This window comes from Ketobacter sp. GenoA1 (assembly GCF_003671475.1).
GTDB lineage: Bacteria > Pseudomonadota > Gammaproteobacteria > Pseudomonadales > Ketobacteraceae > Ketobacter.
Genome location: NZ_RCHM01000023.1, coordinates 261,532 through 286,253 on the forward strand (window position 1 = coordinate 261,532; position 24,722 = coordinate 286,253).

Below are 24,722 nucleotides of genomic sequence, written 5' to 3' on the forward strand. Positions count from 1 at the left end.
AATGATAATAGGCGCCCCGACGAACCGGCTAATGGTATTTTGCGAGCAAATAATGGTGCAAAGCCAGGGCAAATGGCCGGTTGAAGCAACAAACCGCTTTGAGCAATGTATTAAAAGGTATTAGCCGTGGCAGACAAGTCTACTCAACATTTGCAATCCTGGATCAACCGAGAAGCGCTGGCCGAGTCCATGATCCCCATGATCGGTAAGTTGTATCGCGAGCACAACGTGGTCACCTCAGTCTATGGAAGGCCCATCATCAATCGTTCAGTGATTGATATCATCAAAGCCCATCGCTTTGTTCGTCAGCTGCAGGTTGAGGCGCTGGATGTGTCTGAAACCTTTCCGGTGCTGGAAGCGCTGGTGGGCTTGAACCTGGGCCCTGCCCGAATCGATATCGGCAAATTGGCGGTCAAATATCGAGCAGAAGGGAAAGGCCAGGACGTGGCTGACTTTGTGCGTTCGGAAGTGGCTGATGCCCTGGATCCCAGCGCCTCATCCATTGCTCCGCCCAAAGACATTGTCCTATACGGTTTTGGCCGCATCGGCCGTCTGCTGGCGCGAATCCTGATTGAGAAAGCGGGCGGCGGTGCGGCGTTGCGTCTGCGTGCCATTGTGGTTCGTCAGGGCGGTGCCGAGAATGATCTGGTAAAGCGTGCCAGTCTGTTGCGTCGCGATTCAGTACACGGTTCTTTCCGCGGCACAATTTCCGTGGACGAAGAGAATCAGGCAATTATTGCCAATGGTAATTACATTCAGGTGATCTATTCCAATGACCCTGAGTCGGTTGACTACACCCAGTATGGCATCCAGGATGCCATTGTGGTGGACAACACCGGTAAGTGGCGTGATGAAGAAGGTTTGGGCAAACACCTGAAATGTCCCGGTGTGGCGCAGGCGGTTTTGACCGCTCCCGGCAAAGGCAGCGTGAAAAACATTGTCATGGGAGTCAACGACGACCTCATCACCAGTGATGACCATATCCTGTCCGCAGCAAGCTGTACCACCAACGCAATCGTGCCGGTGTTGAAAGTCATCAATGACACCTATGGAATTGAGAACGGCCACGTTGAAACCGTACACTCCTACACCAATGACCAGAACCTGATCGATAACTACCATAAAGGCAACCGTCGCGGCCGCAGCGCGGCACTGAACATGGTAATTACAGAAACCGGTGCGGCTAAGGCCGTTGCCAAGGCATTGCCTGAGTTGCAGGGTAAGTTGACGGGTAACGCGATACGGGTTCCCACGCCGAATGTTTCCATGGCGATTCTGAACCTGTCTCTCGGCAAGGAAACGTCCGTGGAAGAGATCAACGGACAATTGCGTGAAGCCTCCCTGGAAGGTCCGCTGCGCAAGCAAATCGACTACGTAAACTCCCCCGAGGTGGTCTCCACCGACTTCGTGGGCTCGCGCTACGCCAGTATCGTCGATGCGGAATCCACGATTGTGAACGGCAATCGCTGTGTGCTTTACGTTTGGTACGATAATGAGTTTGGTTACAGCTGCCAGGTGGTCAGGATGCTGCAGAAAATGGCCGGAGTGACTTACCCGGCGTTTCCCAAATAAACTGGCTGTATCAGTAAGATATTGAAAATCCAGGCAGGGGCGGCAAATACCGCCCCTGCCTGCGTTTCAGCTCAGTCGCTCACTTAAACCGGTCAAAGTGCAATAAATTCGGTTCTCAACTAGCCAATGCGGACGATACAAATTATAATCCGCCGGCAAATTTAGGGTTGAGGGACTGGATTCGTCCAGATTTTCGTGAATGCACCTTCCTGAAGTAATCGGAGTGTTGGCCAACAGAAGTACGATTTCATATTAGAGTAGACGAAACAGTCACTCTTAAACCATGGAAAACCAAGCTGAACAAAGCATCCACACAGCTCTGATCTGCGTGGTTTTTGTACATTCGGTTTACTGTATCCGTACTACACTGTTGTCTGACGGAGCTCAGATGTGAGCGGTCTCTGAACCTCTGCCTTAAGTTTAAGCATCTACACTTGAACGGGAATTGTCGGCTCATAAGGCATAACAATTCACTAAAGCGTAAATTTAACAGAAACGGTTAGGGGCTATGATCAAGATCAAGCGAGGTCTGAATCTCCCCATAAGCGGCGCACCCAAGCAGACCATCGAAGATGGGCCTAGCATTCGGACTGTAGCCGTTCTGGGTAGTGACTATGTGGGTATGAAACCCACGATGCATGTCAAAGTAGGTGATCAGGTCAAGAAAGGCCAGACGCTTTTCGCTGATAAGAAAACCGAAGGGGTACTGTTCACGGCACCGGCTTCGGGCACCATCTCAGCAATTCACCGTGGTCATAAGCGGGTATTGCAGTCTGTAGTGATCGATGTGGCGGGTGACGAAGAGGAATCCTTTGACGCTTATGCCCCAACCGAGCTGAGCAGCATCGGCCGGGACAAAGTCCAAGACAACCTGGTTAAATCCGGATTGTGGACTGCGTTCCGCACACGCCCCTTTAGCAAGGTTCCCGCGCTGGGTTCCGAACCAAGTTCAATTTTTGTCACTGCAATGGACACCAATCCTTTGGCCGCCGATCCTGCCGTGGTCATTAAGGAAGAAGCAGTGGCGTTCCAGCAAGGTCTGGACGTGCTGTCCAATCTTGCCAAGCAGGTCTGGCTGTGTAAGGCCGCAGGAGCAGGAATCGGCGGCAACGGTATCGCCAAAGAAGCGGAGTTTTCCGGCCCTCATCCCGCCGGTTTGGCCGGTACCCATATCCATTACCTGGATCCGGTATCCGCCAACAAGTTTGTCTGGCATATCAATTATCAGGATGTGATCGCGGTCGGTAAACTGTTCACGACCGGTAAACTGAGCCTAGAGCGCGTGATTTCGCTGGCCGGACCCCAGGTCAGCAATCCCCGCCTGCTCCGCACCGTGCTCGGTGCCAGCACCGACGAGATCATCGCCGGTCAGGTGGAGAGCGGTGAAAACCGCGTTATCTCCGGTTCGGTATTGTCCGGCACCAATGCCCATGGTCCTTATGCCTTCCTGGGCCGCTACCACAACCAGATCACGGTGTTGAAAGAAGGCCGCGATCGTGGAATGTTGGAATATTTGTGGGCCGGCAAAGACAAGCATTCCGTGCTTAACACGTTCCTTTCCGCCCTCAGCCCCGGCAAGCTGTTTTCGTTCACCACCACCACCAATGGCAGCCCCCGGGCTATGGTTCCGGTTGGTTCCTACGAGAAAGTGGTGCCCCTGGATGTACTGCCTACCCAGTTGTTACGCTCATTAATCGTCGGCGATACCCAGACCGCCCAAGAGCTGGGATGTCTTGAGTTGGATGAAGATGACGTGGCTCTTTGTACTTATGTTTGCCCGGGCAAATATGAATACGGCCCCATCCTGCGCGACAACCTCGACCGAATTGAGAAGGAGGGTTAACCGGTGCTACGTGATTTCTTCGATAAACTGGAACCGCATTTCGAGAAGGGTGGCAAGTACGAAAAGTACTACGCGCTCTACGAAATGGTGGACACGTTCTTTTACAGCCCACCTTCAGTGACCCATGCCGCCTCTCACGTACGCGATGGCATTGATCTGAAGCGTATTATGATTACGGTATGGTTGTGCACCTTCCCCGCCATGTTCTTCGGTATGTACAACGTAGGTGCGCAGGCCCTGGGCTACATGGCGGAGAACGGCATCACCGCGACCGGTGACTGGCGCTTCTTCTTTACCGATCTGCTGATCGCATACAACCCGGACAGTATCTGGGATTGCTTTATCTATGGTGCAGCCTACTTTATTCCTATTTACGCGGTCACCATGATTGCTGGTGGATTGTGGGAAGTTTTGTTCGCTGTGAAGCGCGGACACGAGGTTAACGAAGGCTTTTTCGTCACCTCCGTGCTGTTCGCACTGACCTGTCCTCCCTCGATTCCGTTGTGGCAAGTAGCGTTGGGTATATCCTTCGGTGTGGTGCTGGGTAAGGAAGTGTTTGGCGGTACCGGCAAGAACTTCCTCAACCCGGCGCTTACCGGCCGTGCCTTCCTGTTCTTTGCCTATCCGGCATCCATGTCCGGCGATTCAGTCTGGACTGCGGTGGACGGCTTCTCCGGTGCCACTGCGCTGAGCGTGGCGGCCAACGGCGGTATGGAAGCACTGCAAGGCTCCCTGACCTGGTTCGACGCCTTCTTCGGCAACATGCAGGGTTCCGTCGGCGAAACCTCTTCGCTGGCCTTGCTGATTGGTGGGGGATTCCTGCTGATTACCGGAATCGCGTCCTGGCGCATCGTATTGGGCGTATTCCTGGGCACTGCGGTCATGGGGCTGGTGTTTAATGCAGCCGGCAGTGACACCAATCCAATGTTTGAGATTCCATTCTACTGGCATTATGTGCTGGGTGGTTGGGCTCTGGGCACATTCTTTATGGCCACCGATCCGGTGTCCGCATCCATGACCAATAAAGGGAAAGTGGTATTCGGTATTCTGATCGGGGTTATGGTAATGCTGATTCGGGTGGTCAACCCGGCCTTTCCGGAAGGCATGATGCTGGCGATCCTGTTTGGTAACCTGTTTGCACCAACCATTGACCACTTTGTCATTCAAGCCAACATCAAGCGGAGGTTAGCACGCAATGTCCAGTAACGATTCAACCGGAAAAACCCTGCTGGTTGCGTCACTGCTGTGTATCGTATGCTCAATCGTAGTATCGACCGCCGCAGTGGCCCTGAAAGGGGAACAAGTAAAAAACAAACTGTTGGACAAGAATAGAAATATTCTTGCTGCAGCAGGCATGTTGGAAGAGGGCAAATCCGTACAGGAAATCTTCGAACAGCGTTTGGAAGTGAAGCTGGTGAATCTGGATACCGGTGAGTACCTGACCGAGGAAACTGCAACGGAAGACTGGCAGAAAGCCGCATTGAAGAATCCAGTTGCCTATGATCAGCGCAAAGCCGCCAAGACCAAGGGCCAGAATGAAATTCTGGAGGGTTCAGAGGATATTGCCAGTATCAAGCGTCAGGCCCAGTATGCAACGGTGTATTTGGCCAAGGACGAAGCCGGTAACGTAGAGACCATTATCCTGCCGGTTCACGGTTACGGCCTGTGGTCTACACTCTATGGCTTTTTGGCCTTGCAGACCGATGCCAAAACAGTGGTGGGCCTGGGTTTTTATGAACACGGTGAAACACCCGGTCTGGGCGGCGAAGTGGACAACCCCAAGTGGAAGTCTATGTGGCCAGGCAAGGAAGTGTTCGATGAAGAAGGTGATGTGGCAATTCGCCTGGTAAAAGGCTCGGTAGACCCCAAGGCGCCGAATGCCGAGCACAAGGTGGATGGATTGGCAGGGGCGACCCTCACCAGTAACGGTGTGACCAATCTGTTGCAATTCTGGCTGGGTAAAAATGGGTTTGGCCCATACCTGGAAAAAGTCAAAGAGCAGGGGGTGTAAGACATGGCATCTGAAACCAAAAAAGTCCTGTTTGGACCAATATTTGATAACAACCCCATTGCATTGCAGATCCTCGGGATTTGTTCTGCGCTGGCGGTTACCAGTAATCTGAACACCACGGTCACCATGTGTATCGCGTTGACCACGGTAACTGCGTTTTCCAACTTTTTTATCAGTTGTATACGTAAGCAGATCCCATCCAGCATTCGGATCATCGTACAGATGGCGATCATCGCGTCGCTGGTTATTGTGGTGGACCAGTTTCTCAAGGCGTACGCCTATGCCATCAGCAAGCAGCTGTCGGTATTTGTGGGCTTGATCATAACCAACTGTATCGTCATGGGGCGGGCGGAAGCCTACGCCATGAAGAACCCACCGATTCCCAGTTTCCTTGACGGCGTCGGTAACGGTTTGGGCTACAGTGCTGTGCTGTTGAGTCTGGGTGTGGTGCGTGAGTTGTTTGGTGCAGGCAAGCTGTTCGGCATTGAAATTCTGGCCACAGTGAACGACGGTGGTTGGTATGTGCCCAACGGCCTGTTGTTGTTGCCGCCCAGTGCATTCTTCCTGATCGGTTTACTGATCTGGGCGCTGCGTTCCGCCAAGCCTGAGCAAGTGGAGAAATCAGAATTTTCCATGGCCCCTCAGTCCAAGGCATTGGCCCATTAATCGGAGGTTATTAAGATGTTAGAGCATTATTTAAGCCTGCTGGTTAAGGCAATATTCGTAGAAAACATGGCGCTGGCCTTCTTTTTGGGTATGTGTACTTTTATAGCCGTATCCAAGAAAGTGCAGACCGCACTGGGGCTGGGTATTGCCGTTATCGTGGTGCAGACAATCACGGTGCCGGTCAATAACCTGATCCTCACGGGGCTGTTAAAAGAAGACGCCCTGGCCTGGGCCGGTCTTGAGGGTGTGGACTTGAGCTTCCTCAGCCTGCTCAGTTTCATCGGTGTTATTGCGGCGCTGGTGCAGATTCTGGAAATGTTCCTGGATAAGTATGTACCGGCACTGTACAACGCACTGGGTGTATTTCTGCCTTTGATAACGGTGAACTGCGCGATTCTGGGTGGCTCCCTGTTTATGGCGGAGCGCGATTATACATTCGGCGAAAGCGTTGTTTATGGCGTTGGATCCGGCGCCGGTTGGGCGTTGGCCATTGTGGTGCTGGCCGGTATCCGTGAAAAGATGAAATACAGTGATGTGCCCTCCGGCTTGCGTGGGTTGGGTATTACCTTCATTACCGTTGGTTTGATGTCGCTGGGCTTTATGTCTTTCTCTGGCATTCAGTTGTAAGCAGACGGGGAGAGTAGAGTTATGGATCAATCAACAATCTTTTTGGGCGTGGGCATGTTCACCGTCATCGTATTGGCGTTGGTGATGTTGATTTTGATGGCGCGCTCCCGCCTGGTGAGTACCGGTAATGTGCACCTGGATATCAACGACGATCCGGAGAAAGGCATCGATGTACCAGCCGGCGGCAAGCTTTTGAATACCCTGGCGGACAAGGGCATTTTTGTGTCATCGGCCTGCGGTGGTGGTGGCACCTGTGCCCAATGTAAGGTGATCGTGAAGGAGGGCGGCGGTGACATACTGCCCACTGAAGAGACTCACTTTACACCCCGTGAGGCAAAGGAAGGCTGGCGCCTGTCCTGCCAGGTGGCAGTGAAGCAGGATATGAAAATCGAGCTGGACGAAGCCTTCTTTGGCGTTAAAAAGTGGGAAACCACCGTTCGCTCCAATCATAACGTGGCGACCTTCATCAAGGAATTGGCGCTGGATCTGCCGGAAGGTGAGATCGTTAATTTCCGCGCCGGTGGTTACGTACAGCTGGAAGCGCCGGTACACCATGTTAAGTACAAGGATTTCGATATTGAGGAAGAGTTCCGTGGTGATTGGGAACGATTCGGTTTCTTCAATCTGGAATCGAAAGTGGATGAGCCGGTTATCCGGGCTTATTCCATGGCCAATTACCCGGAAGAGTATGGTGTGCTGAAGTTCAACATTCGTATTGCCACACCCCCACCGGGCTCCCACGGTATTCCGCCCGGCCAGATGTCCTCCTGGGTTTTCAGCCTGAAGCCGGGTGATAAGGTTACCGTATACGGTCCCTTTGGTGAGTTCTTTGCGACGGATACTGACAATGAAATGGTATTCATCGGTGGTGGTGCCGGTATGGCACCCATGCGCTCCCACATATTTGATCAGCTCAAGCGCCTCAAAACCAATCGCAAGATTTCATTCTGGTATGGTGCGCGCAGTCTTCGTGAGTTGTTTTACAAAGAAGATTATGATCAGTTGGCCGAAGAGAATGATAATTTCGACTGGCACATTGCGTTATCCGACCCTCAACCGGAAGATAACTGGAGCGGCCTGACCGGGTTTATTCACAATGTGTTGTACGAGCAATATCTGAAGGATCATGATGCACCTGAAGATTGTGAATACTACATGTGTGGGCCTCCGATGATGAATGCCGCCGTGCTGAAAATGCTGGAAGATCTGGGTGTTGAACGCGATAACATCTTCCTTGATGATTTCGGCGGCTGATCGAGTTAGCGTGCCAATGAAACCCTTGCAGCCCGTTATCATCAGTCTGGTTTGGATCAGCCTGTTGATAACGGGCTGTTCTCGTTCTGAGGCTCCGGATCTGCTGGAGTTCAGCGGTCGAACCATGGGTACCTGGTATACCGTTAAAGTGGTGGATCTACCGCCCACCAGCACGGCGCAGGCGTTGGCAGCAGTAATTGAAGCAGAGCTCAACAACGTCAACAGTAAGATGTCCACCTACAAAGCCGATTCCGAGTTGTCGCGCCTGAATCAGGCTGCGGTGGGCGAGCCATTCCCGGTATCGAGGGACACTTTTGAAGTCATATCGCGGTCACTGGATATCTGGCGCCTGAGTCAGGGAGCATTCGACATTACCATCGGCCCGCTGGTCAATCTGTGGGGATTCGGGCCCAACGGCAGTCCGGACCGGTTACCGACCCGAAGCGAAATGAAGCAAGCCTGGAATCGTGTGGGGTCCGATGGTTTGACCTTACACATGGATGATCTGGAATTGGTTAAGCGTAAGGATCTGTATGTGGATCTTTCAGCAATCGCCAAAGGCTATGCGGTGGATCGGGTGGCAGAGGCTCTGGAGAACCAAGGGGTACGCCGCTATCTTGTGGAAGTGGGTGGAGAAATCCGCGCCGGCAACAGTAAATCCCCCACCCATTCCTGGCAGGTGGCGGTGGAGGAACCGGTTTCCAGTAAACGTGAGGTTCACAAGGTGATTAAGCTGGATAATTCCGCCATGGCCACGTCAGGGGATTACCGCAACTATTTTGAGGTGGAAGGGAAACGTTATTCCCATACCATCGATCCGCGGGATGGCAAGCCGATTTCTCATGATCTGGTGTCAGCCACAGTGATTATGCCCAGCTGCGCCGATGCCGATGCCTGGGCCACGGCAATGATGGTGCTGGGGCCGGATTTGGGATTACAGATCGCAGAAGCAAACAATCTGGCCGTGTATATGATTGTGAAAGCCGGGTCCGGTTTTGATAGTCGTTACAGCCCGGCCTTTGGCCGCTATATTAATGAATAGTGAAACTGTGATTTGTTAAGCCCGCTACCCAGGGTGTAAACTGCAGTAACAGTGTAGTAAGGAGTTGGTTATGACAACCTTTTTGATTGCGTTCGTGTTTTTTGCCCTGGTGATCGCTGCAATGGCGGTGGGTGTCATATTCTCCAATAAACCCATTCAGGGATCCTGTGGCGGCCTTAATAACATAGGGTTGGATGGCGATTGCGAAATTTGCGGTGGCAATCGCGATAAATGTGAAGAATCCCAGAAGCAGGATGGAGCGCCAGCCGATCTTGCCTACGATGCCACCAAACGCTAGATACCGCCTGAACTCAGCAAGAAAAGCCCCGCAGGATACCGAAAAGTTCCTGCGGGGCTTTTCTTTTTCTATACTGAAAAAAGACTGATTTTCAGATGTTTATTCTTCAGTAGTATCAGGGTTTAAAAATGCCGACGCATTATGAAGTGGTAGTAATCGGAGCGGGGCCGGCGGGTGAAGGTGCTGCCATGCGGGCCGGTAAAACCGGCCTGAATGTGGCAATGGTGGATGACAAACCCATGGTTGGGGGCAATTGCGCCCATCTGGGTACCATACCGTCCAAGGCCTTACGTCATGCAGTCAAGCAAATCATTACGTTCAATACGGATGCCCTGTTTCGTGATATTGGTGGGCCGCGTACGTTTTCGTTTCCCAAAGTGTTAAAACGGGCAGAGAGTGTGATCGCCAAGCAGGTTAAGTTGCGCACCACGTTCTATGCCCGCAATCGCATCAAGGTGTACAGTGGCCAGGGCCGGTTTACGGATTCGCACACCCTTGAGGTGGTGAAGGCCGATGGTTCCATTGAGACCCTGATTGCCGATAAATTTGTCATCGCCACGGGCTCCCGTCCATACCGCCCAACGGATGTTGATTTTAATAATCCCCGAGTCTATGACAGCGATACCATTCTTAAACTCCAACACACTCCCCGTAAGATTGTCATCTACGGTGCCGGTGTGATTGGCTGTGAATACGCTTCTATTTTTTGCGGATTGGGAGTGCGTGTGGAACTGATCAACACCCGGGAACGCCTGCTGGATTTTCTGGATTATGAGATATCCGATGCGCTCAGCTATCACCTGCGGGATATCGGCGTGCTGATTCGAAATGGTGAAGAGTATGAAGAGGTGGTGTGCCGGGAAAACGATGTCATTGTTAAGCTGCAATCCGGCAAAGTGGTGAGAGGGGATGCCTTTCTGTGGTGTAACGGTCGTACGGGTAATACCGACAGTCTGAATCTGAATGCAGTGGGTTTGACGGCAAACCATCGTGGCCAGTTGGAAGTGAATGACCATTATCAAACATTAAGTGCTCATGTCTATGCCGCAGGTGATGTCATCGGCTGGCCCAGTCTGGCCAGCGCAGCTTATGATCAGGGGCGTTCTACCGGAGCCTGCGTAGCGGAACTGGATGACTTTTATCTGGTCGAAGACGTGCCGACGGGTATTTATACCATTCCGGAAATCAGCTCCCTGGGGTTGACCGAGCAGGAGCTTACGCAGGAAAAGGTGCCTTATGAAGTGGGGCAAGCAGCGTTTAAAACGGTAGCTCGTGCACAGATTACCGGGGAAACAGTGGGTATGATTAAACTACTGTTTCATCGTGAAACTCTGCAGATTCTGGGAATCCATTGCTTTGGAGACCAGGCATCGGAAATCATTCACATAGGCCAGGCGATTATGAATCAGCCTGGTGGCGCCAATAGTATTGAGTATTTTGTGAACACTACCTTCAATTATCCAACGATGGCTGAAGCCTATCGCGTGGCGGCACTCAATGGTTTGTATCGGGTGAGAAGTCTCTGAATGTTACCAATTCCTTTGCAGTCCCATCAGATTACCTGGTTTTTCAGGCTGGCGTTATTACTGAATTTGCTGGCCATCAGTTGGTTGGCCTTCAGTGCCCGCCCGTTGATGATCATGCCCGATATGCTCAGTGACAAGATACACCATTTTATTGCTTTCTTTGTGCTTGCCTATTGCCTGGATGCCGGCTTTCCGAAACGGCGCTTTCTGGTGTACAAGTTGGTCCCGCTGCTGTTCTATGGCATTGCCATAGAACTGATCCAGAGCCGCATACCCAATCGTGATGTGTCAGGATTGGATTTGTTGGCGGATGCGCTGGCCATCGTTAGTTACTGGTTGATCCGCCAGCCAATGCGAAAACTGCTGGTACCCGCAAAGCCCTAGTCGAACAGCGCCGACAGCTCTACGGATGGTCGTGCTGGCGGCGAGGTGGCACCAATGACTTTGTAATCGGAATTGGTGGTGTCCCGGCGCACCGGCCCCATGTAAGGAATTCTGTTGGCGTCGAACAATGCACGCACCAGGGGAATTGGGCTGTTTTTCTGGCGTTTTACCACGATAGCGGTTTCCCCATTGGCCAGTTTGACCCAGGTTCCCGGAGGGTAGATGCCAATGGATTTGGCAAAGTTCAACAACAGGCCTTTTATCCTGGGGTCTTCATCATTTTGAAAGTGGGCCAGTGCTTCCCGGGCCAGCACCGGTTTTCGGTGGGCCCGGTTATCGATGCGCGCGGTATACACCTCGCACATGGATACCACTAAAGCCAGATCTGAAATATCCTTGCTGGGCAGATGATTGGGATAGCCACTGCCATCGGGGCGTTCGTGATGCTGACGAATGGCCTTGATCATGTGCGGGTCCATAAAGCCCGCTGCTTCCATCAGCGTGGCGCTTTGTAAGGGGTGCTTTTCCAGTTTTATTCTTTGTGCCTCAGTCAACTTGCCGTCCATGCGGTTCAGCAGCACCTGAAATTCATAGAAGGTAATGTTGCAAAAGAGGACGGCCTGCATCAGCGCACGAGTCCTGTGTTCGTCCAGTTGTTGTTGCTGGGCGAACAGATGGGAGATCACGGCACAGTAGATGGGTTGTTTCAGGGGCGAGGTTTGTTTCGATAAATGAATGGCCGCCAGGGCAGCGTCGGGATTGGCGTCCGTGATGGTGGCGATGGTACCCATCAGTTTATCCATCATCAGCGCCGCTTTTTCGTGCTTGGATTTGATCGCGGTATACAAATCGGACAGCACCGGGATCAGGCCGTCCAATTGGGTAAAAGGATCAATGGTTTTCTTGGCCACTTGCGTCATGGTCGGAACTAACCGCCTTGAAATCAGAAACTTAATTCTGAGTATAGACGATGTTGCCGGAGGCAAGCTCATTTAGGTGCTGGTGCCGGTCGTCCCGTTCCAAAGTGGCAAGCCGGCGGCATTCCTGGATGAAAGTGGTTAAATTTTGCCCGGAAACTTCATAAAGCGCCAAGAAACCCGGTTTCAATCCATGGTACGCCGCCACGGTGCTTAATTGAGCATTGTTAAGGCCTTTGGCCACCCAATTATCGTATCCATCGTATTGCCATGTCTGTTTGAAGTCTGCGTAGTCCTGGTGCATGTCCTGGATCAGTTGGGCCTTGCGCCGGCGCTTTTCAGAAGTCTCCAGGTCTGACTGAAACAGATCCGTACGTTGCTGCTGGTGTTGCAATACCAATTGGGTGAACGCGGCCTGTCGTGCCTCCATCCGGCGGTAGGTTTGCCAATCTTCCTGCAACGCCTGCTGTTGGATCCAGCGCTGCAGGAGCAGGGTCTCCACACTGGAGGCAAAGCTCTCATTGAACTCAGTGTCATCCTGCACATACAGTACCTGGTGTGCCAGCTCATGGAACAGCAGGGCCGCCAGTGAAACCTTGCCACGCTGTAAAAAGGTGCTGAGCACCGGATCGTCAAACCACCCTAAGGTGCTGTAGGCGCCCACTCCGGATACATAGGTGTCAAAACCCTCTTGCTTTAACGCTTTGGCGTACGCTTCGGCATCGGTTTCGTCGAAGTAGCCACGATAGCTCACACACCCGGCGATAGGGTAGCACCAGGTATGGTTTTGCATGGACAGTTCCGGTGTGGCAAATACGTTCCAGGAAACGTATTCCCGTTGCAGATCCACGTATTGCAGATAACTTTGGTTGTCTTCCAGCTGCAGCTGTTCGAGCGCGAAGCTGCGCGCGCTCAGCAAATAGTTCAGTGCCTGCCTGGTGGCAGCGGGTGTGGTTGAATCCTGCAACAGTTCTGCAATCGGGCGTTGCCGTTGCATCAAATCCAGCTGACCCCTGGCGGCCTGCCAGTAATAAGCGGTATCGCAACCGGATACCAGCGCACAGAGTGCCAGGGCAACGAGGTAAACCGGGGTTTTATTCTGCATCCACATGAAGGTGTTTCAATAGCAGGCTGGGTACATCGGTAATGATGCTGTCCACACCCCAGTGTTGCAACCGGCGGGCGGCATTCACCTCGTTGACGGTCCAGGTGGATACCTCCAGGCCAAGGTCATGGGCCGCATCAATCATACCTGGTGAGCAGCGGTGATGGTTGATGACCAGGTGGCTGCAGTGATGGTTCAGGCACACTTCCAGCGGATCCCGGGTGAAGCGTTCTGCAACGAACCCCCGTCGAACCTGGGGTGCGATACGATGCATGATGCTGAGCAGGTTTTGGTCCGAGGAGGTAACCACGGCGTTGTTAAGCAGGGTAAAACGGTCAATCAGTGTAGCCAGCCCCCGGCCAATGCGTTCCAGAATAGCCTTATCGGCGGTCTTCACTTCCAGTTGGATGCTTTTGAGATCCGGCCACTTTGCAATGACCTGCTCCAGCTCGGGTACACCACAGGGCTCCGGCCAGTTGGGCAGGGGCAGGGTGGCATCCAGTTGCTGTAACTGGTGGGTGTCAAGCTCCAGCACTTTGCCTTTACCGTTGGTGGTGCGGTTGACGGTGGCATCATGCAGTACCACCAGCTTGCCATCTTTGGAGAGCCGGACATCCAGCTCCACATGATTGATGCCCAGCTGGCGCAGATGGTGGAAACCAGCCTGGGTGTTTTCCGGTGCTTCTTTGCGTGCTCCGCGATGGCCGATGAGGATCATGGCGCTTAAACTCAGGGTTTCAGGAAGCGTTTGCTGAGGCCGCCGTAGGCATCAATGCGGCGGTCGCGGAAATAGGGCCAGATACGGCGCAGGTATTCAGTGCGGCCGGTATCAATTTCAGCAATCAGATATTGGGCGCTGTGGGCGTCGGCTTCAGCGATGATATTGCCTTGCGGCCCGGCAATAAAACTGCCGCCCCAAAACTGGATACCTTCACTTTGCCCGGCTGGGTCCGCTTCCAGCCCCACCCGGTTGGCTACCACCACCGGCAGATGATTGGCCACCGCGTGAGAACGCTGAATCAGCGTCCAGGCATCTTTTTGACGCGCCTGCTCGGCATCGGTGTCGGCGGGATCCCAGCCAATGGCGGTGGGATAGAGTAAAAGATCCGCGCCCGCCAATGCCATCAGGCGGGCGGCTTCCGGATACCACTGATCCCAGCATACCAGTACGCCTAATTTCCCGATGCTGGTTGCAATGGGTTTAAAGCCGCTATCGCCATCCAGCGTTTCGGCATCGCCGGGGGTAAAGTAAAATTTTTCGTAGAATCCGGGGTCGTCCGGAATGTGCATTTTGCGATAGTAACCACACAGGCTGCCGTCGCGATCGAACACCACGGCCGTATTATGAAACACGCCGGGGGCGCGTTTCTCGAATATTGATCCCACCAATACCACGTTGTACTGCTTGGCCATAGCGCTTAGGCGCTGGGCACTGGGGCCATCCAGGGGCTCAGCCAGGTCAAACAGGCTGGTGTCTTCGGTCTGGCAGAAATAGTGGGTGCAATGTAATTCCTGCAGCAGCACCAGATCCGGCGCCGTTGCGGTTGCCAGGCCTTCCAACAAGCGTTCGGTTTCTGCCAGGCTGCGGGATTTATCCGGCCAGGCTGGTTGCTGGATGACACCCACTTTCAACAGGCTGCTGTCACTCATGCAATGACCCCCTTGGGTAGCTGCATGGTGGCGCAATGCGGTCCACCATATTGTTTGATGAGGTTATGCCCGGGTACGGCCACAATCTTCTTATGCGGGAAACAGAGTTGCAAGCTGTCCAGCGCCGGTTGATCGTGATCACAGCCAAACACAGGCACGATGACACTGCGGTTGAGAATCAGGAAATTAATGTAACTGCCGGGCAGGCGCTTGCCTGCTTCGTCGAATTGTGGGCTGGGAAGGCCGATGGGCACCAGTCGATAGGGGGCGCCGTTTGCCTGTCTGAAGCCCTGTAGTTGACGGGCCATGGCAGCAAGGGGAGCGAAGTGTGGGTCCTGTTCGTCGCCGCAACTCGCGTACACGATGGTGTCGGGGCCAGTGAAGCGAGCCAGATTGTCGATATGGCTGTCGGTGTCGTCACCAATGAGGGCGCCTTCACTGAGCCACAAGGCACGGTCCAGCCCCAGCTTCTCCAGTACCAGTGTTTCGATTTGCTGGCGGCTCAGGTGCTGGTTGCGATTGCTGTCCAACAGGCAGTGCTCGGTGGTCAACAGGGTGCCCTGGCCATCGGTTTCGATACTGCCGCCCTCCAGCTCGAAATCGATACTGGACATCGGAGCCTGCCACAAACTCTGTAACGCCTGATTGATGTTGTTGTCCAAGCTGGCATCGTATTTGTCGCCCCAGCCATTGAAGCAGAAGTCCAGCAGGCGCATCTTGGCGCGGTCGGGACTGCCGCCATCGGCCAGGGTAATGGGGCCGTAATCCCGGCACCAGGTATCGTTGTAAGGCTGGATCAGAAAACGCGGTGCATGGGCGCAGCGCTGTGCCAACAGCGACTCGATGTGGGCCTGGTGGGCCGGGTCCTGGCATAGAATCAGCGGTGGTACTTCGCCGGCAATGGCAATCGCCAACGCGGCGTAATCCTCATCGATGGCGTGCAGCCAGGGTTGCCAGTCGGTACAGGCGTGGGGCCATGCCATCAATACGGCAGCCTGTTCTGCCCACTCCGGAAGCAGTTGAAAGCGTGTGGTCATATGCTCGGAATTGATAGTGGAGACGAGGCGGTAAAATAGCGTAATACCGCCCCGGTTAAAAGCGGGATTTTAGTTACGGTGCAGAACGCTGTGGATCACATGATCATGCTCGAAGTAAACGGTGTAATGGTCGTACACCCAGCGTGTGATGGGCGGCTCACCAACGGCGGCGTACTTCTCACCGGGGGCCCCGAACTGATTGTTCACCTGATCCATGCTCATGCCGCTGCGTGGACGGGGTTCATTGGAATATTCACCGCCCTGCTGGCCCACTGGAACCGGCATGCTGACGTTATCTGCCAGGGCAGAAACACTGCAAATGAGGAGCGCGCTGGCGAATAGGGGCTTTATTATATTCTTCATGGTAAAGACCTTTTTTCGGCTGTTTGCCTTGAGTATCTTTTTAGTTATAGCAGATAAATCTTTGCTTTCGCTATTTGTTTTCGTCTGAAGTATGGGATTGTTCACGAATCTCGCGGGATTGGATGCGGCGGATATGGCGTACAATCTGTTTCCGGTCCGGTTCCTGCAACACTTCAAATTCCACACCGATCCGGTAGATGACCGGTTGCTCTTCGATTTTTTCACAGGCTTTGACGATGCCGATGCTGGCGATGGTGGCGTAGCTGGGAAACAGCACCAGGATCAAGTGCAGGTAACTGTCTAAGGGCAACTCGGTGCTGTTATAGAAGGAAATACCGCCTTCACTGAGGTTGATGGATTCCCGTTGGCTGATCTGCTGGTCGTGGCTCACCACGTATTTGGCGATCAGATCAATTTTCTCTTCCATGTAACGCAGGTAGCTGCCCAGGGCCCGGTTATAGTCACCGACCTGGCGCAACAACTCGCGGCTCTCATTGTCGATGGATTGCAATTGACTGATCAGCAGTGCCTGGCGCGGCAGGCTGTATTGTTCACCGTAGGGGTCGTCCGACAGCAGATGCTTCTCAATGGGTGTCTTGATCAAATGCACCCTGTCTTCAATACGATAAAAGTCCCGTCTTTCCATTATTCCCGTTTCCTAACCGGTTTTTAGTCATTTTAGACTGTTTGCGGTGGCGCGGTAAGGTGTTGCCCTGAAACCTTGCCAGCCAGCTATGATCGGCGGGTTGTCACCGTTCAGGATTCAAGGCGATTGATATCCCCTTCGATATTGTATTGCACCATTCTGGCCAGCCCCTCTGTCAGGGCATCGAAATCAAAGGCCGGGCTGCGTTCACTGAGGTGACGGATCACCGTGGCAATACCACCATGGATCATGATGTAGCTCATCACGGGAATATTCGGCAGGCGGCTCAGTTCCGGGTGATGCATCATGAACTGGATGGTGAGTTCCGCCAGTACGTGATTGACCGGCTTCAAGTAGTGACCCGGGGTGAAATGCCCCATCTGGGTGGCGTAAGTAAGATACAAATTGTCCCTCTGCCGGAGAAAATCCCGAAAGGCGTAGAGCAGGGCGCGGGTGGCGTCTTCAGGTGATTGCTTGACCAATTCCGGAATCAGGGGTTTCACCACCCCCACGATTTCATTGACCACATGCTCGTGTATGGCGGCAAACACGTCGTCTTTATTGGAAAAATATTCATAAAGGGATCCGACACCAATACCGGCGGCATCTGCTATTTTACGGGTGGTGGTGCCCTCCACGCCATGCTGCTGAATGCACAGTAAGCCAGCTTCCACAATGGCTGCCACCGTTTGGCGGGAACGTTCCTGTTGGGGTTTGCGAGTCTTTGGCATATCCGAATTGAACCCGAACAAATGATCGGGTTAATGTTACATCATACGGTGTAACAGTCAAGCAAGTGCTTGGTTGTTTTTATTCCAGTGAGCGCAGCCAGTGAGCACAGGAAGGCGCTCCAACCCAATCCAAGGTATCAGCGGGAGGAACGGAACGATGGCAATGATTGATCTGGATAAGATGCTGGAGAAAATCAAGGGCACTCAGTGGGCGTTGGCGGATTTCCAATGGGACGCCCCCGGAGCGGAGCAAATAACGCCGGAACAATGGCCGAAGCTGAAAGCGTTCATGGCGGACCTGATGTGGATAGAGCACGTGGGCGCGCGTGGTTTTGCGGCCATGGCGAAGAAGGCGCCTACCGATACCCTGCGCCAGATTTACCACTATTTTCATGCCGAGGAACAGCGTCATGCCAATGCGGAGATGGCATTGATGAAGCGCTGGGGCATGCTGGAAGGGGATGCTATACCGGAACCCAATGTCAATTTGCGCCTGGTGATCGAATGGCTGGACCGTTATGCCGATGAGATGCCGTACTATGTGCTGGGCACCGTGATCCCCATGCTGGAAGTGGCTCTTGACGGTGCCCTGTGCAAATTCCTGCTGGATACGGTGGATGATCCCCTGTGTCATGATGTATTCCATCGTATCAACGACGATGAATCCCGTCATTTGGGCGTGGGGTTCACGGTGATGGAGATGCAGGGACACAGTGCCACTTACATCAAAGCCGTGCAGATGTTGGGGCCATTGCTGGATCCACGGTTGATGCTGGGTATTCTGTCTTATGTGCCCTTGTTAAATAAAATGCGGGATAACATCGTCGCCATGGGCTTGCCGGAAGAAAACCTGTATGCCGCCATGCAGAAGTTTGAGCGTATTGGAGGGCGTACCGCAGATGGCCGGCGCAATCCCTGGTATCAGATTATCAAGCGCCATGGCCGGATCATGGTGAACCGCAACAATCGCTTCTACCATGGGCCGGTGGATGCCTTGGTGAGCGTAACCGGAAAAATTCCCCGTGCCGCGTTGCCCAGGGTGCCATCCTGGGTGAAAGAGCTGACCTATCAACCGACCGCATAATCGAGAATCAGGGTATGACAAAGCACACCAACCACGCCGATGTACTGATCATCGGTGCCGGCTTTGCCGGCTTGGGTATGGCCATCCGCCTCCGGCAGGCCGGAATCCATAACATTATTATTCTGGAGCGCAGTGATCAGGTGGGTGGAACCTGGCGTGACAACCAGTATCCCGGGGCTGCCTGTGATATTCCATCTAACCTCTATTCCTACTCTTTTGCCCCCAACCCGAATTGGTCCCGCAGTTATTCCGGCAGCGCCGAGATCCTGGATTATGTGCACGCCATGGTGCGTGATTTTGATTTGCTGCCATTGATCCGGTTTGAGCAGTCGGTCAACGGTTTGGCGTTCGACCTGCAACAAGGGCTCTGGCGCGCCACCACCAGCGCTGGAGAATGCTTTTCCGGCCGTGCCGCGGTAATGGCATCCGGGCCACTCTCTAACTGCAGCTTACCTGATATCCCCGGCATTGATGGTTATGGGGGCACCATGATCCACAGTGCCCGCTGGGATCATGGCTATGACTTCAAGGGAAAGAAAGTGGCGGTGGTCGGCACTGGGGCCAGTGCAGTGCAAATTATTCCCGAGCTGGTGAAGGAGGTGGAGCAGCTGACCGTTTTCCAGCGTACAGCGGGCTGGGTATTGCCGCGACTGGATCTGGCAACACCGGAATGGAACAAAGCCCTGTTTCGTTCCCTGCCTGTTACCCAGAAGATGACCCGGCAGGCGCTGTATGGTGTACACGAAGCCATGGCGCTGGCGCTGATCTGGCAGTCACCGCTGACAGCGCTGGCGGAAAAGGTGGCTCAGGTGCACTTACGCAATCAGGTAAAAGACAAATGGCTCAGACGGCAGTTGAATCCGGACTTCCGCATTGGCTGCAAGCGGGTATTGATGTCCAACGACTATTACCCCGCATTGCAGCGCCCCAACTGCAAACTGATTACCTGGCCCATCGTAAACTTGTGCGAAAAAGGCATTCGAACCGTGGAAGGTATTGAACACCAATTCGATTGTATTGTGTTTGCAACGGGGTTTGATGTGGGCAATGCCGGTACGCCTTTCCCGGTGCAGGGCCTGGATGGTCGTGAACTGGGGCAGGAGTGGCGTGCCGGTGCCCGCGCCTATAAGAGTATTAATGTCGCGGGTTACCCAAATCTGTATTTTACCTTCGGGCCGAATTCCGGGCCTGGCCACAATTCGGCACTGGTCTACATGGAGTCGCAACTGGAATACGCCGTGAAGGGTATTCGCAAGATTCTGGATGGGAATCTCCTGGCGCTGGATGTGAATGCGTCCGCGCAGTCGGCTTTTAACCGAACTATCCAGAAACGATTGGCAAAAACCAACTGGAATTCCGGTTGCAAAAGCTGGTATCTCACTGCTGATGGCTTTAATGCCACTATGTATCCGGGTTTTGCGACACAATACAGTGCGCAAATGAATGAATTCAAAGAGTCAGACTACCACGCCGTCAGCACCGTGTGATGACGCCCGACTTTATGGGTTGTTCTTGACAGGTGCGACTGAACCCTGTGTTTTCCAGTCGCACCTTTTTTTACACGCTGCCGGTGAACCGTTCAGTTAGCGGCAAGAAACGATTCCCGCGTCAGACGTTCTGATACTTCCCACAGTTTTCTTGCTACTTCGGTATTGTTGGACAAGGCATTGGAATAGGCCAGATCCGGTTCACCCTGCATTTCCATAAATCCACTGGGACCAATGTATTCGCCACCTTTGAGCGCATCACTGGTTGCGGCGCAGAGCGTCGGCAGTGCGCCTCTTGCCTGGGATTGGGAGAATATCGCGTTAAACACACCGCCGCCGGGGACGTGCCGTTGCAGATGGGTATTGGAATAGCCGGGGTGAGCGGCCACCGCCATCACCTTGGAGCCGCGTGCAGACAACCGGCGCTGGAGCTCCTTGGCAAACATCAGATTGGCGAGTTTGCTTTGGCCATAGGCCAGCCAGCGGGAATAGTGTTTTTCCCAGTTCAAATCATTAAAGCGAATCCGGCCAATGCGATGGGCGACACTGCTGATCACCACCACGCGGCCGGCGTTAGCCTGTTCCAGCAAGGGCAACAGCAGCGCCGTCAAGGTGAAATGGCCCAGGTGGTTGGTGCCGAACTGGCTCTCGAAGCCGTCTGCGGTTTTGCTGTAGGGCGGGGCCATGATGCCGGCGTTATTCACCAGAATATCCACGTGATCTACTCTCTGTTTCAAGGCATCGCTGAAGGCACGTACGGAGTCTAAACTGGACAGGTCCAGGCCCATTAAAGTGAGTTCAGCCTGAGGGGTGGCCTGTTTTATCGTTTCGAGGGCGGCGGCGCCTTTTTCCAGGTTGCGACAGGCCAGAATCACGTGGGCGTTCCTGGCGGCAAACACCTTGGTGGCTTCCAGTCCGATACCGCTGTTGGCACCAGTCACCACAATGATTTTATCCTTCAGATCCGGAATCGTGTCGATGGACCAGTCCATACTGTCCTCCTTAGCTTCGAGCAAGGCTTGGGGCCATTGCAGATGGGTACCTGCCCCCTGCGTCATCCATGACTTTGGGCGGGATGGGTAGAAATACAGGGATTACCAAAATAAAAGACCAATGGTCACTTGTCAACAGGGCTGGTCAGGGTGTTGTTGCGAGTGAGAAGATGGGCAGCAGCGATCGTGCTAGAATCGGGTCCATGAAGTGTGTAAGTGATTTCAAGCGGGCGCGACAGCCTGAACAGAGAGAGCAGCGCAGACAGGATATTCTGCAATCTGCTGCCCGGCTGATGGCTGAGAAAGGCTTTGATCAAGTGAGCCTGAACGCCATTGCCAGAGGCGCGGGAGTAGCAAAATCCAATGTCTACCGCTATTTTGAAAGTCGTGAAGAAATCTTCCTGACCTTGCTGCGGCAGGACTGGGATGACTGGCTGGTGCAGTTTGAACCCGCAGCCAAACCCCTGGCGGATAGCGGCGATATTCAGAAACTGTCGGCGTTAATCGCGACTTCCATTGCCGAGCGACCACGGATGTGCGAACTGGTGAGCGTACTGGCGTCGGTGCTGGAGCAGAATCTGTCCGAGCAGGCGTTGCTGACCTTTAAAACCGAGTCCATGCAATTGGGTGGGCGCATCATGGCCATTGTGCAGTCGGTGTTACCCACTTTGCCTGCCCATAACCTGATGGCGATCGGGCACACCTTATTCGCTTTGATCGCCGGGTTGTGGCCGTTGGGAAATCCCCCAGAACCGGTACAAAAAGTCATGTCACGACCTGAGTTGGCAGCATTTCAACTTCAATTCAGGCCCGCGCTGGAATTGGCATTGAACTTGATGCTGAAGGGAGCCTCTAACCCTTGACCTTGCCGTAGCTTTACTCTTAACCCTGTGGTTTAATGCGCCCCATGTTCAGACCTGTATCCTTGTATATTGGATTACGATACACCCGCGCCAAGCGCCGTAATCATTTTATTTCCTTTATTTCGCTGACCTCCATTCTGGGGCTGACCCTGGGGGTGATGGTGCTTATTGTTGTGCTGTCTGTGATGAATGGCTTCGACCGTGAGCTGCAGCGACGTATCCTGGGCATGGTCCCGCAGGCCAGCATTGTGGGTTACCAGCCTTTTTCAGGGTGGGAGGACATCGTTGCCAATGCCGAGCAACATGCGGAGGTAGAAGGGGCTGCCCCCTTTATTCAGCTCCAGGGGTTACTCAGTAATAAAGGGGCGGTGGACAGCGCCTTCATCAGTGGCATCCACCCGGATTATGAAAGCCGGGTGTCGATTCTGCCGCAGCATCTCAAGTCCGGTTCCCTGACGGAACTGCAGTCAGGCAGTTTCAATATCATTCTTGGCTCGGCGCTGGCCCGTAAGCTGGGGCTGGCCATTGGTGACAAGGTCACCCTGGTTCTGCCGGAGGCCGCGGTAACACCGGCCGGTATCATTCCCCGTTTCAAGCGTTTTACCGTTGCCGGTACCTTTCAGGTGGGGGCCGAGCTGGATGGTATGGTGGGCTTCATCAACCTTGAGGATGCGGCACGCCTGGCCCGAATGAAGGGCAAAGTGGAAGGTGTGCGTCTCAAGGTGAAAGATCTGTTCAGTGCCGGCCGGATTTCCTGGGATCTGGCCACAAAGCAGGAAGGACAATTCTACGCCACAGACTGGACCCGAACCCATGGAACCCTGTTCCAGGCCATCAAAATGGAAAAAACCATGATGGCACTGTTGCTGCTGCTCATTGTGGCGGTGGCAGCATTCAACATTGTGTCCAGCCTGGTGATGGTGGTCACTGACAAAAAATCCGATATCGCCATTTTACGCACGCTGGGGGCTTCTCCCGGTACGATCATGGGTATATTCATGGTGCAGGGCAGTTTTATCGGGGTCATAGGCACCTTGGCAGGTACCGCGCTGGGTGTCACCGTGGCCCTCAATATCAGCGATTTTGCCCTCTGGCTTGAGCAGGTTTTGAATACCAAGTTGTTCGAGCAGTATTTTGTCAATTACCTGCCTTCGGAATTGCGCTGGGAGAACGTCATCTTCGTCAGCAGCATGGGCTTTTTGATGAGCTTCGCGGCCACCCTGTACCCGGCCCGCAAAGCATCGAAAGTACAACCGGCAGAGGCGTTGCGCTATGAGTGATGTAATTCTGGAATGCCGTGAACTTGGTAAAAGCTTCGATGAAGGGCCAAGCCGGGTTCAGGTATTGAAGCAGGTTGAATTCGCCCTTAAAAAAGGTGAATTTGCGGCCATTATTGGTAATTCCGGCTCAGGCAAAACCACGTTGCTGCACCTGCTCAGTGGGCTTGATGTGCCATCGCAGGGGCAGGTGTTGATTGATGGCAAGGATTTCAGTTCCCTCAGTGACAAGCAGCGGGGCGTGGTGCGCAACCACCATATTGGCTTTGTCTACCAGTTCCATCATTTGTTGCCTGAGTTCAGCGCGTTGGAAAACGTTTCGATGCCGTTGCTGTTGCGGCGGTGCTCCCTTGGTGAAGTGAAACAACGGGCCTGCGCCATGCTGGAGAAAGTGGGGTTGGGTCATCGTATGCAGCATAAGCCGGCTGAATTGTCAGGGGGTGAACGGCAGCGTGTGGCAATCGCCCGGGCGCTGGTGACGGAACCTTCCTGTGTGATGGCCGATGAACCCACGGGCAATCTGGATGTGCATACGGCCCGCGAAATCCAGGCGTTAATGCACGATTTGAATCGCAGTCTGCAGACATCGTTTTTAATCGTTACCCATGATCTGGGGTTGGCGAGTCAGGTGGACAGAGTGGTTAAGATGGAAGACGGGCACCTGGCGGAGGCCGATAGAGCCGGTCTGGCTGCTCTTTGATGGCGCTGCAACTGCCGCTTCAGTGATGTTTCTTGAGGCGGCGTTCCCGGCGATGATGCCATGAGCGGTAGATATGCATGCGCCATAACAATCGGATCGCAACAAAGCTGAGGGTTGCGCTGACCAGGCCCACCAGGGCGCAGCCAATCATCAGTGGGCCGATGGCTTTCCATCCCAATTCCGCGATCTGTTTCAGAAAGCCATCGAAATCCGTCAGAATTATATTGAAGTCAACACCAATGGGATTGCCTTGTGTATCCACGGGTACCCCCACGATCCAGGCTCCCACTTCATAGCAAAAGTAATATAAGGGAATATAGGTAAACGGGTTGCTGACCCAGGTTGATGCCACGGAGATAGGCAGGTTACCGTGAATAAAAAAGCACAAGAATATTGCGACGAAAATTTGGATGGGCAGGGGAATAAAGGCGCACAGTACGCCTGCGAAAATACCCGCCGAGACCGAGCGTCGGTTGAGATGCCACAGATTGGGGTCTTTGATTCTCGGGCCGAGTTTCGAAATCCAACGGTTCTCGATAATGGTGTGGGGCGCTGGAATGTATTTTTTGAATATATTTTTCAAGGCCGATGGTTACCTGATTCCTGCCAAAGCGCGCCTATTATGCCGCCAATGGAGGCATAACACT

At 53.6% G+C, this 24,722-nt stretch carries 27 protein-coding genes; 17 read left to right on the forward strand and 10 right to left on the reverse strand.

Annotated elements, in window-relative coordinates; all coding sequences use genetic code 11:
- Nucleotides 1-126 precede the first annotated feature (126 nt).
- The 11 genes from D9N13_RS09705 to D9N13_RS09755 all read left to right on the forward strand — a co-directional run bounded on the left by D9N13_RS09705 (nucleotide 127) and on the right by D9N13_RS09755 (nucleotide 11,223).
- Nucleotides 127-1,572: a glyceraldehyde-3-phosphate dehydrogenase gene (locus D9N13_RS09705; protein ID WP_290588741.1), complete on the forward strand. Its 1,446-nt coding sequence runs from the start codon at nucleotides 127-129 to the stop codon at nucleotides 1,570-1,572.
- A gap of 508 nt (nucleotides 1,573-2,080) precedes the next feature.
- A complete protein-coding gene (locus tag D9N13_RS09710) occupies nucleotides 2,081-3,415 on the forward strand; it encodes a Na(+)-translocating NADH-quinone reductase subunit A (protein ID WP_290588744.1) in 1,335 nt (444 codons plus the stop codon).
- Between the two features lie 3 nt (nucleotides 3,416-3,418).
- Nucleotides 3,419-4,621 carry an NADH:ubiquinone reductase (Na(+)-transporting) subunit B gene (locus tag D9N13_RS09715; RefSeq protein ID WP_290588746.1) on the forward strand — a complete coding sequence of 401 codons (1,203 nt, stop codon included), beginning with the start codon at nucleotides 3,419-3,421 and terminating at the stop codon, nucleotides 4,619-4,621.
- A complete protein-coding gene (locus D9N13_RS09720) occupies nucleotides 4,611-5,426 on the forward strand; it encodes a Na(+)-translocating NADH-quinone reductase subunit C (protein WP_290588749.1) in 816 nt (271 codons plus the stop codon). Before D9N13_RS09715 ends, D9N13_RS09720 begins: the two co-directional genes overlap by 11 nt.
- Nucleotides 5,427-5,429: 3 nt before the next feature.
- A complete protein-coding gene (locus D9N13_RS09725) occupies nucleotides 5,430-6,092 on the forward strand; it encodes an NADH:ubiquinone reductase (Na(+)-transporting) subunit D (RefSeq protein WP_290588752.1) in 663 nt (220 codons plus the stop codon).
- Between the two features lie 15 nt (nucleotides 6,093-6,107).
- The gene (nqrE, locus tag D9N13_RS09730; protein WP_290588755.1) at nucleotides 6,108-6,719 is read left to right on the forward strand and encodes an NADH:ubiquinone reductase (Na(+)-transporting) subunit E; all 612 of its coding nucleotides are present in this window, start codon (nucleotides 6,108-6,110) and stop codon (nucleotides 6,717-6,719) included.
- Between the two features lie 21 nt (nucleotides 6,720-6,740).
- On the forward strand, nucleotides 6,741-7,973 hold the full coding sequence (gene nqrF / locus D9N13_RS09735; protein WP_290588758.1) for an NADH:ubiquinone reductase (Na(+)-transporting) subunit F: 1,233 nt from the start codon (nucleotides 6,741-6,743) through the stop codon (nucleotides 7,971-7,973).
- A gap of 16 nt (nucleotides 7,974-7,989) precedes the next feature.
- Nucleotides 7,990-9,015 (forward strand): FAD:protein FMN transferase, encoded by a 1,026-nt coding sequence (locus D9N13_RS09740; RefSeq protein ID WP_290588761.1) that lies wholly within the window; start codon nucleotides 7,990-7,992, stop codon nucleotides 9,013-9,015.
- Nucleotides 9,016-9,085: 70 nt separating this feature from the next.
- Nucleotides 9,086-9,313 carry a (Na+)-NQR maturation NqrM gene (nqrM, locus tag D9N13_RS09745; RefSeq protein ID WP_290588765.1) on the forward strand — a complete coding sequence of 76 codons (228 nt, stop codon included), beginning with the start codon at nucleotides 9,086-9,088 and terminating at the stop codon, nucleotides 9,311-9,313.
- 128 nt (nucleotides 9,314-9,441) lie between these two features.
- On the forward strand, nucleotides 9,442-10,839 hold the full coding sequence (gene sthA / locus D9N13_RS09750) for a Si-specific NAD(P)(+) transhydrogenase (protein ID WP_290588768.1): 1,398 nt from the start codon (nucleotides 9,442-9,444) through the stop codon (nucleotides 10,837-10,839).
- Nucleotides 10,840-11,223: a VanZ family protein gene (locus D9N13_RS09755; RefSeq protein ID WP_290588771.1), complete on the forward strand. Its 384-nt coding sequence runs from the start codon at nucleotides 10,840-10,842 to the stop codon at nucleotides 11,221-11,223. It abuts the gene before it with no gap.
- On the opposite strand, the gene D9N13_RS09760 is transcribed toward D9N13_RS09755, so the two are convergent.
- From D9N13_RS09760 to D9N13_RS09795, 8 genes are all read right to left on the reverse strand, one after another.
- Nucleotides 11,220-12,143 carry an HD-GYP domain-containing protein gene (locus tag D9N13_RS09760; RefSeq protein WP_290588774.1) on the reverse strand — a complete coding sequence of 308 codons (924 nt, stop codon included), beginning with the start codon at nucleotides 12,141-12,143 and terminating at the stop codon, nucleotides 11,220-11,222. The two genes, D9N13_RS09755 and D9N13_RS09760, sit on opposite strands and share 4 nt — an antisense overlap.
- Before the next feature lie 31 nt (nucleotides 12,144-12,174).
- Complete coding sequence (locus D9N13_RS09765) at nucleotides 12,175-13,251, reverse strand: aminopeptidase (RefSeq protein ID WP_290588777.1); 1,077 nt, start codon at nucleotides 13,249-13,251, stop codon at nucleotides 12,175-12,177.
- Entirely contained in the window at nucleotides 13,235-13,963 is a 729-nt protein-coding gene (locus D9N13_RS09770; protein WP_290588780.1) for a glycerophosphodiester phosphodiesterase, read from the reverse strand. The genes D9N13_RS09765 and D9N13_RS09770 overlap by 17 nt, the downstream gene beginning before the upstream one ends.
- Before the next feature lie 11 nt (nucleotides 13,964-13,974).
- The gene (locus D9N13_RS09775; protein ID WP_290588784.1) at nucleotides 13,975-14,895 is read right to left on the reverse strand and encodes a carbon-nitrogen hydrolase; all 921 of its coding nucleotides are present in this window, start codon (nucleotides 14,893-14,895) and stop codon (nucleotides 13,975-13,977) included.
- The gene (locus D9N13_RS09780; protein WP_290588786.1) at nucleotides 14,892-15,932 is read right to left on the reverse strand and encodes an agmatine deiminase family protein; all 1,041 of its coding nucleotides are present in this window, start codon (nucleotides 15,930-15,932) and stop codon (nucleotides 14,892-14,894) included. Before D9N13_RS09780 ends, D9N13_RS09775 begins: the two co-directional genes overlap by 4 nt.
- 69 nt (nucleotides 15,933-16,001) lie before the next feature.
- The gene (locus D9N13_RS09785) at nucleotides 16,002-16,295 is read right to left on the reverse strand and encodes a hypothetical protein (RefSeq protein WP_290588789.1); all 294 of its coding nucleotides are present in this window, start codon (nucleotides 16,293-16,295) and stop codon (nucleotides 16,002-16,004) included.
- Between the two features lie 70 nt (nucleotides 16,296-16,365).
- Nucleotides 16,366-16,941, reverse strand: coding sequence for a PilZ domain-containing protein (locus D9N13_RS09790; RefSeq protein WP_290588792.1), 576 nt, complete (start codon nucleotides 16,939-16,941; stop codon nucleotides 16,366-16,368).
- 110 nt (nucleotides 16,942-17,051) lie between these two features.
- Nucleotides 17,052-17,672, reverse strand: coding sequence for a TetR/AcrR family transcriptional regulator (locus D9N13_RS09795; protein ID WP_290588795.1), 621 nt, complete (start codon nucleotides 17,670-17,672; stop codon nucleotides 17,052-17,054).
- Nucleotides 17,673-17,829: 157 nt separating this feature from the next.
- Here D9N13_RS09795 and D9N13_RS09800 point away from each other — a divergent pair, with 157 nt between their 5' ends.
- Together D9N13_RS09800 and D9N13_RS09805 are read left to right on the forward strand one after the other, a co-directional pair.
- Nucleotides 17,830-18,756, forward strand: a complete 927-nt coding sequence (locus tag D9N13_RS09800) for a ferritin-like domain-containing protein (RefSeq protein WP_290588798.1) — start codon at nucleotides 17,830-17,832, stop codon at nucleotides 18,754-18,756.
- Between the two features lie 14 nt (nucleotides 18,757-18,770).
- The gene (locus D9N13_RS09805; RefSeq protein WP_290588803.1) at nucleotides 18,771-20,243 is read left to right on the forward strand and encodes a flavin-containing monooxygenase; all 1,473 of its coding nucleotides are present in this window, start codon (nucleotides 18,771-18,773) and stop codon (nucleotides 20,241-20,243) included.
- A 92-nt stretch (nucleotides 20,244-20,335) separates the two neighbouring features.
- Here D9N13_RS09805 and D9N13_RS09810 read toward each other — a convergent pair whose 3' ends face one another.
- Nucleotides 20,336-21,235: an oxidoreductase gene (locus D9N13_RS09810; protein ID WP_290588806.1), complete on the reverse strand. Its 900-nt coding sequence runs from the start codon at nucleotides 21,233-21,235 to the stop codon at nucleotides 20,336-20,338.
- 203 nt (nucleotides 21,236-21,438) lie between these two features.
- Between D9N13_RS09810 and D9N13_RS09815 the strand changes: the two genes are divergently transcribed.
- Genes D9N13_RS09815 through lolD form a run of 3 tightly spaced genes read left to right on the forward strand, consistent with a single transcriptional unit; the run spans nucleotide 21,439 to nucleotide 24,075 of the window.
- The gene (locus tag D9N13_RS09815; RefSeq protein WP_290588809.1) at nucleotides 21,439-22,098 is read left to right on the forward strand and encodes a TetR/AcrR family transcriptional regulator; all 660 of its coding nucleotides are present in this window, start codon (nucleotides 21,439-21,441) and stop codon (nucleotides 22,096-22,098) included.
- Between the two features lie 44 nt (nucleotides 22,099-22,142).
- Nucleotides 22,143-23,378 (forward strand): lipoprotein-releasing ABC transporter permease subunit, encoded by a 1,236-nt coding sequence (locus tag D9N13_RS09820; protein ID WP_290588813.1) that lies wholly within the window; start codon nucleotides 22,143-22,145, stop codon nucleotides 23,376-23,378.
- Nucleotides 23,371-24,075: a lipoprotein-releasing ABC transporter ATP-binding protein LolD gene (gene lolD / locus D9N13_RS09825; protein ID WP_290588816.1), complete on the forward strand. Its 705-nt coding sequence runs from the start codon at nucleotides 23,371-23,373 to the stop codon at nucleotides 24,073-24,075. The genes D9N13_RS09820 and lolD overlap by 8 nt, the downstream gene beginning before the upstream one ends.
- 19 nt (nucleotides 24,076-24,094) lie before the next feature.
- Here the strand turns inward: lolD and D9N13_RS09830 are convergent, their stop codons facing one another.
- Nucleotides 24,095-24,562, reverse strand: coding sequence for a DUF2062 domain-containing protein (locus D9N13_RS09830; RefSeq protein ID WP_290589828.1), 468 nt, complete (start codon nucleotides 24,560-24,562; stop codon nucleotides 24,095-24,097).
- On the opposite strand from D9N13_RS09830, the gene D9N13_RS09835 reads away from it, so the two are divergent.
- Complete coding sequence (locus D9N13_RS09835; protein ID WP_290589858.1) at nucleotides 24,446-24,718, forward strand: hypothetical protein; 273 nt, start codon at nucleotides 24,446-24,448, stop codon at nucleotides 24,716-24,718. The genes D9N13_RS09830 and D9N13_RS09835 overlap by 117 nt on opposite strands.
- The last annotated feature ends 4 nt before the right edge of the window (nucleotides 24,719-24,722 follow it).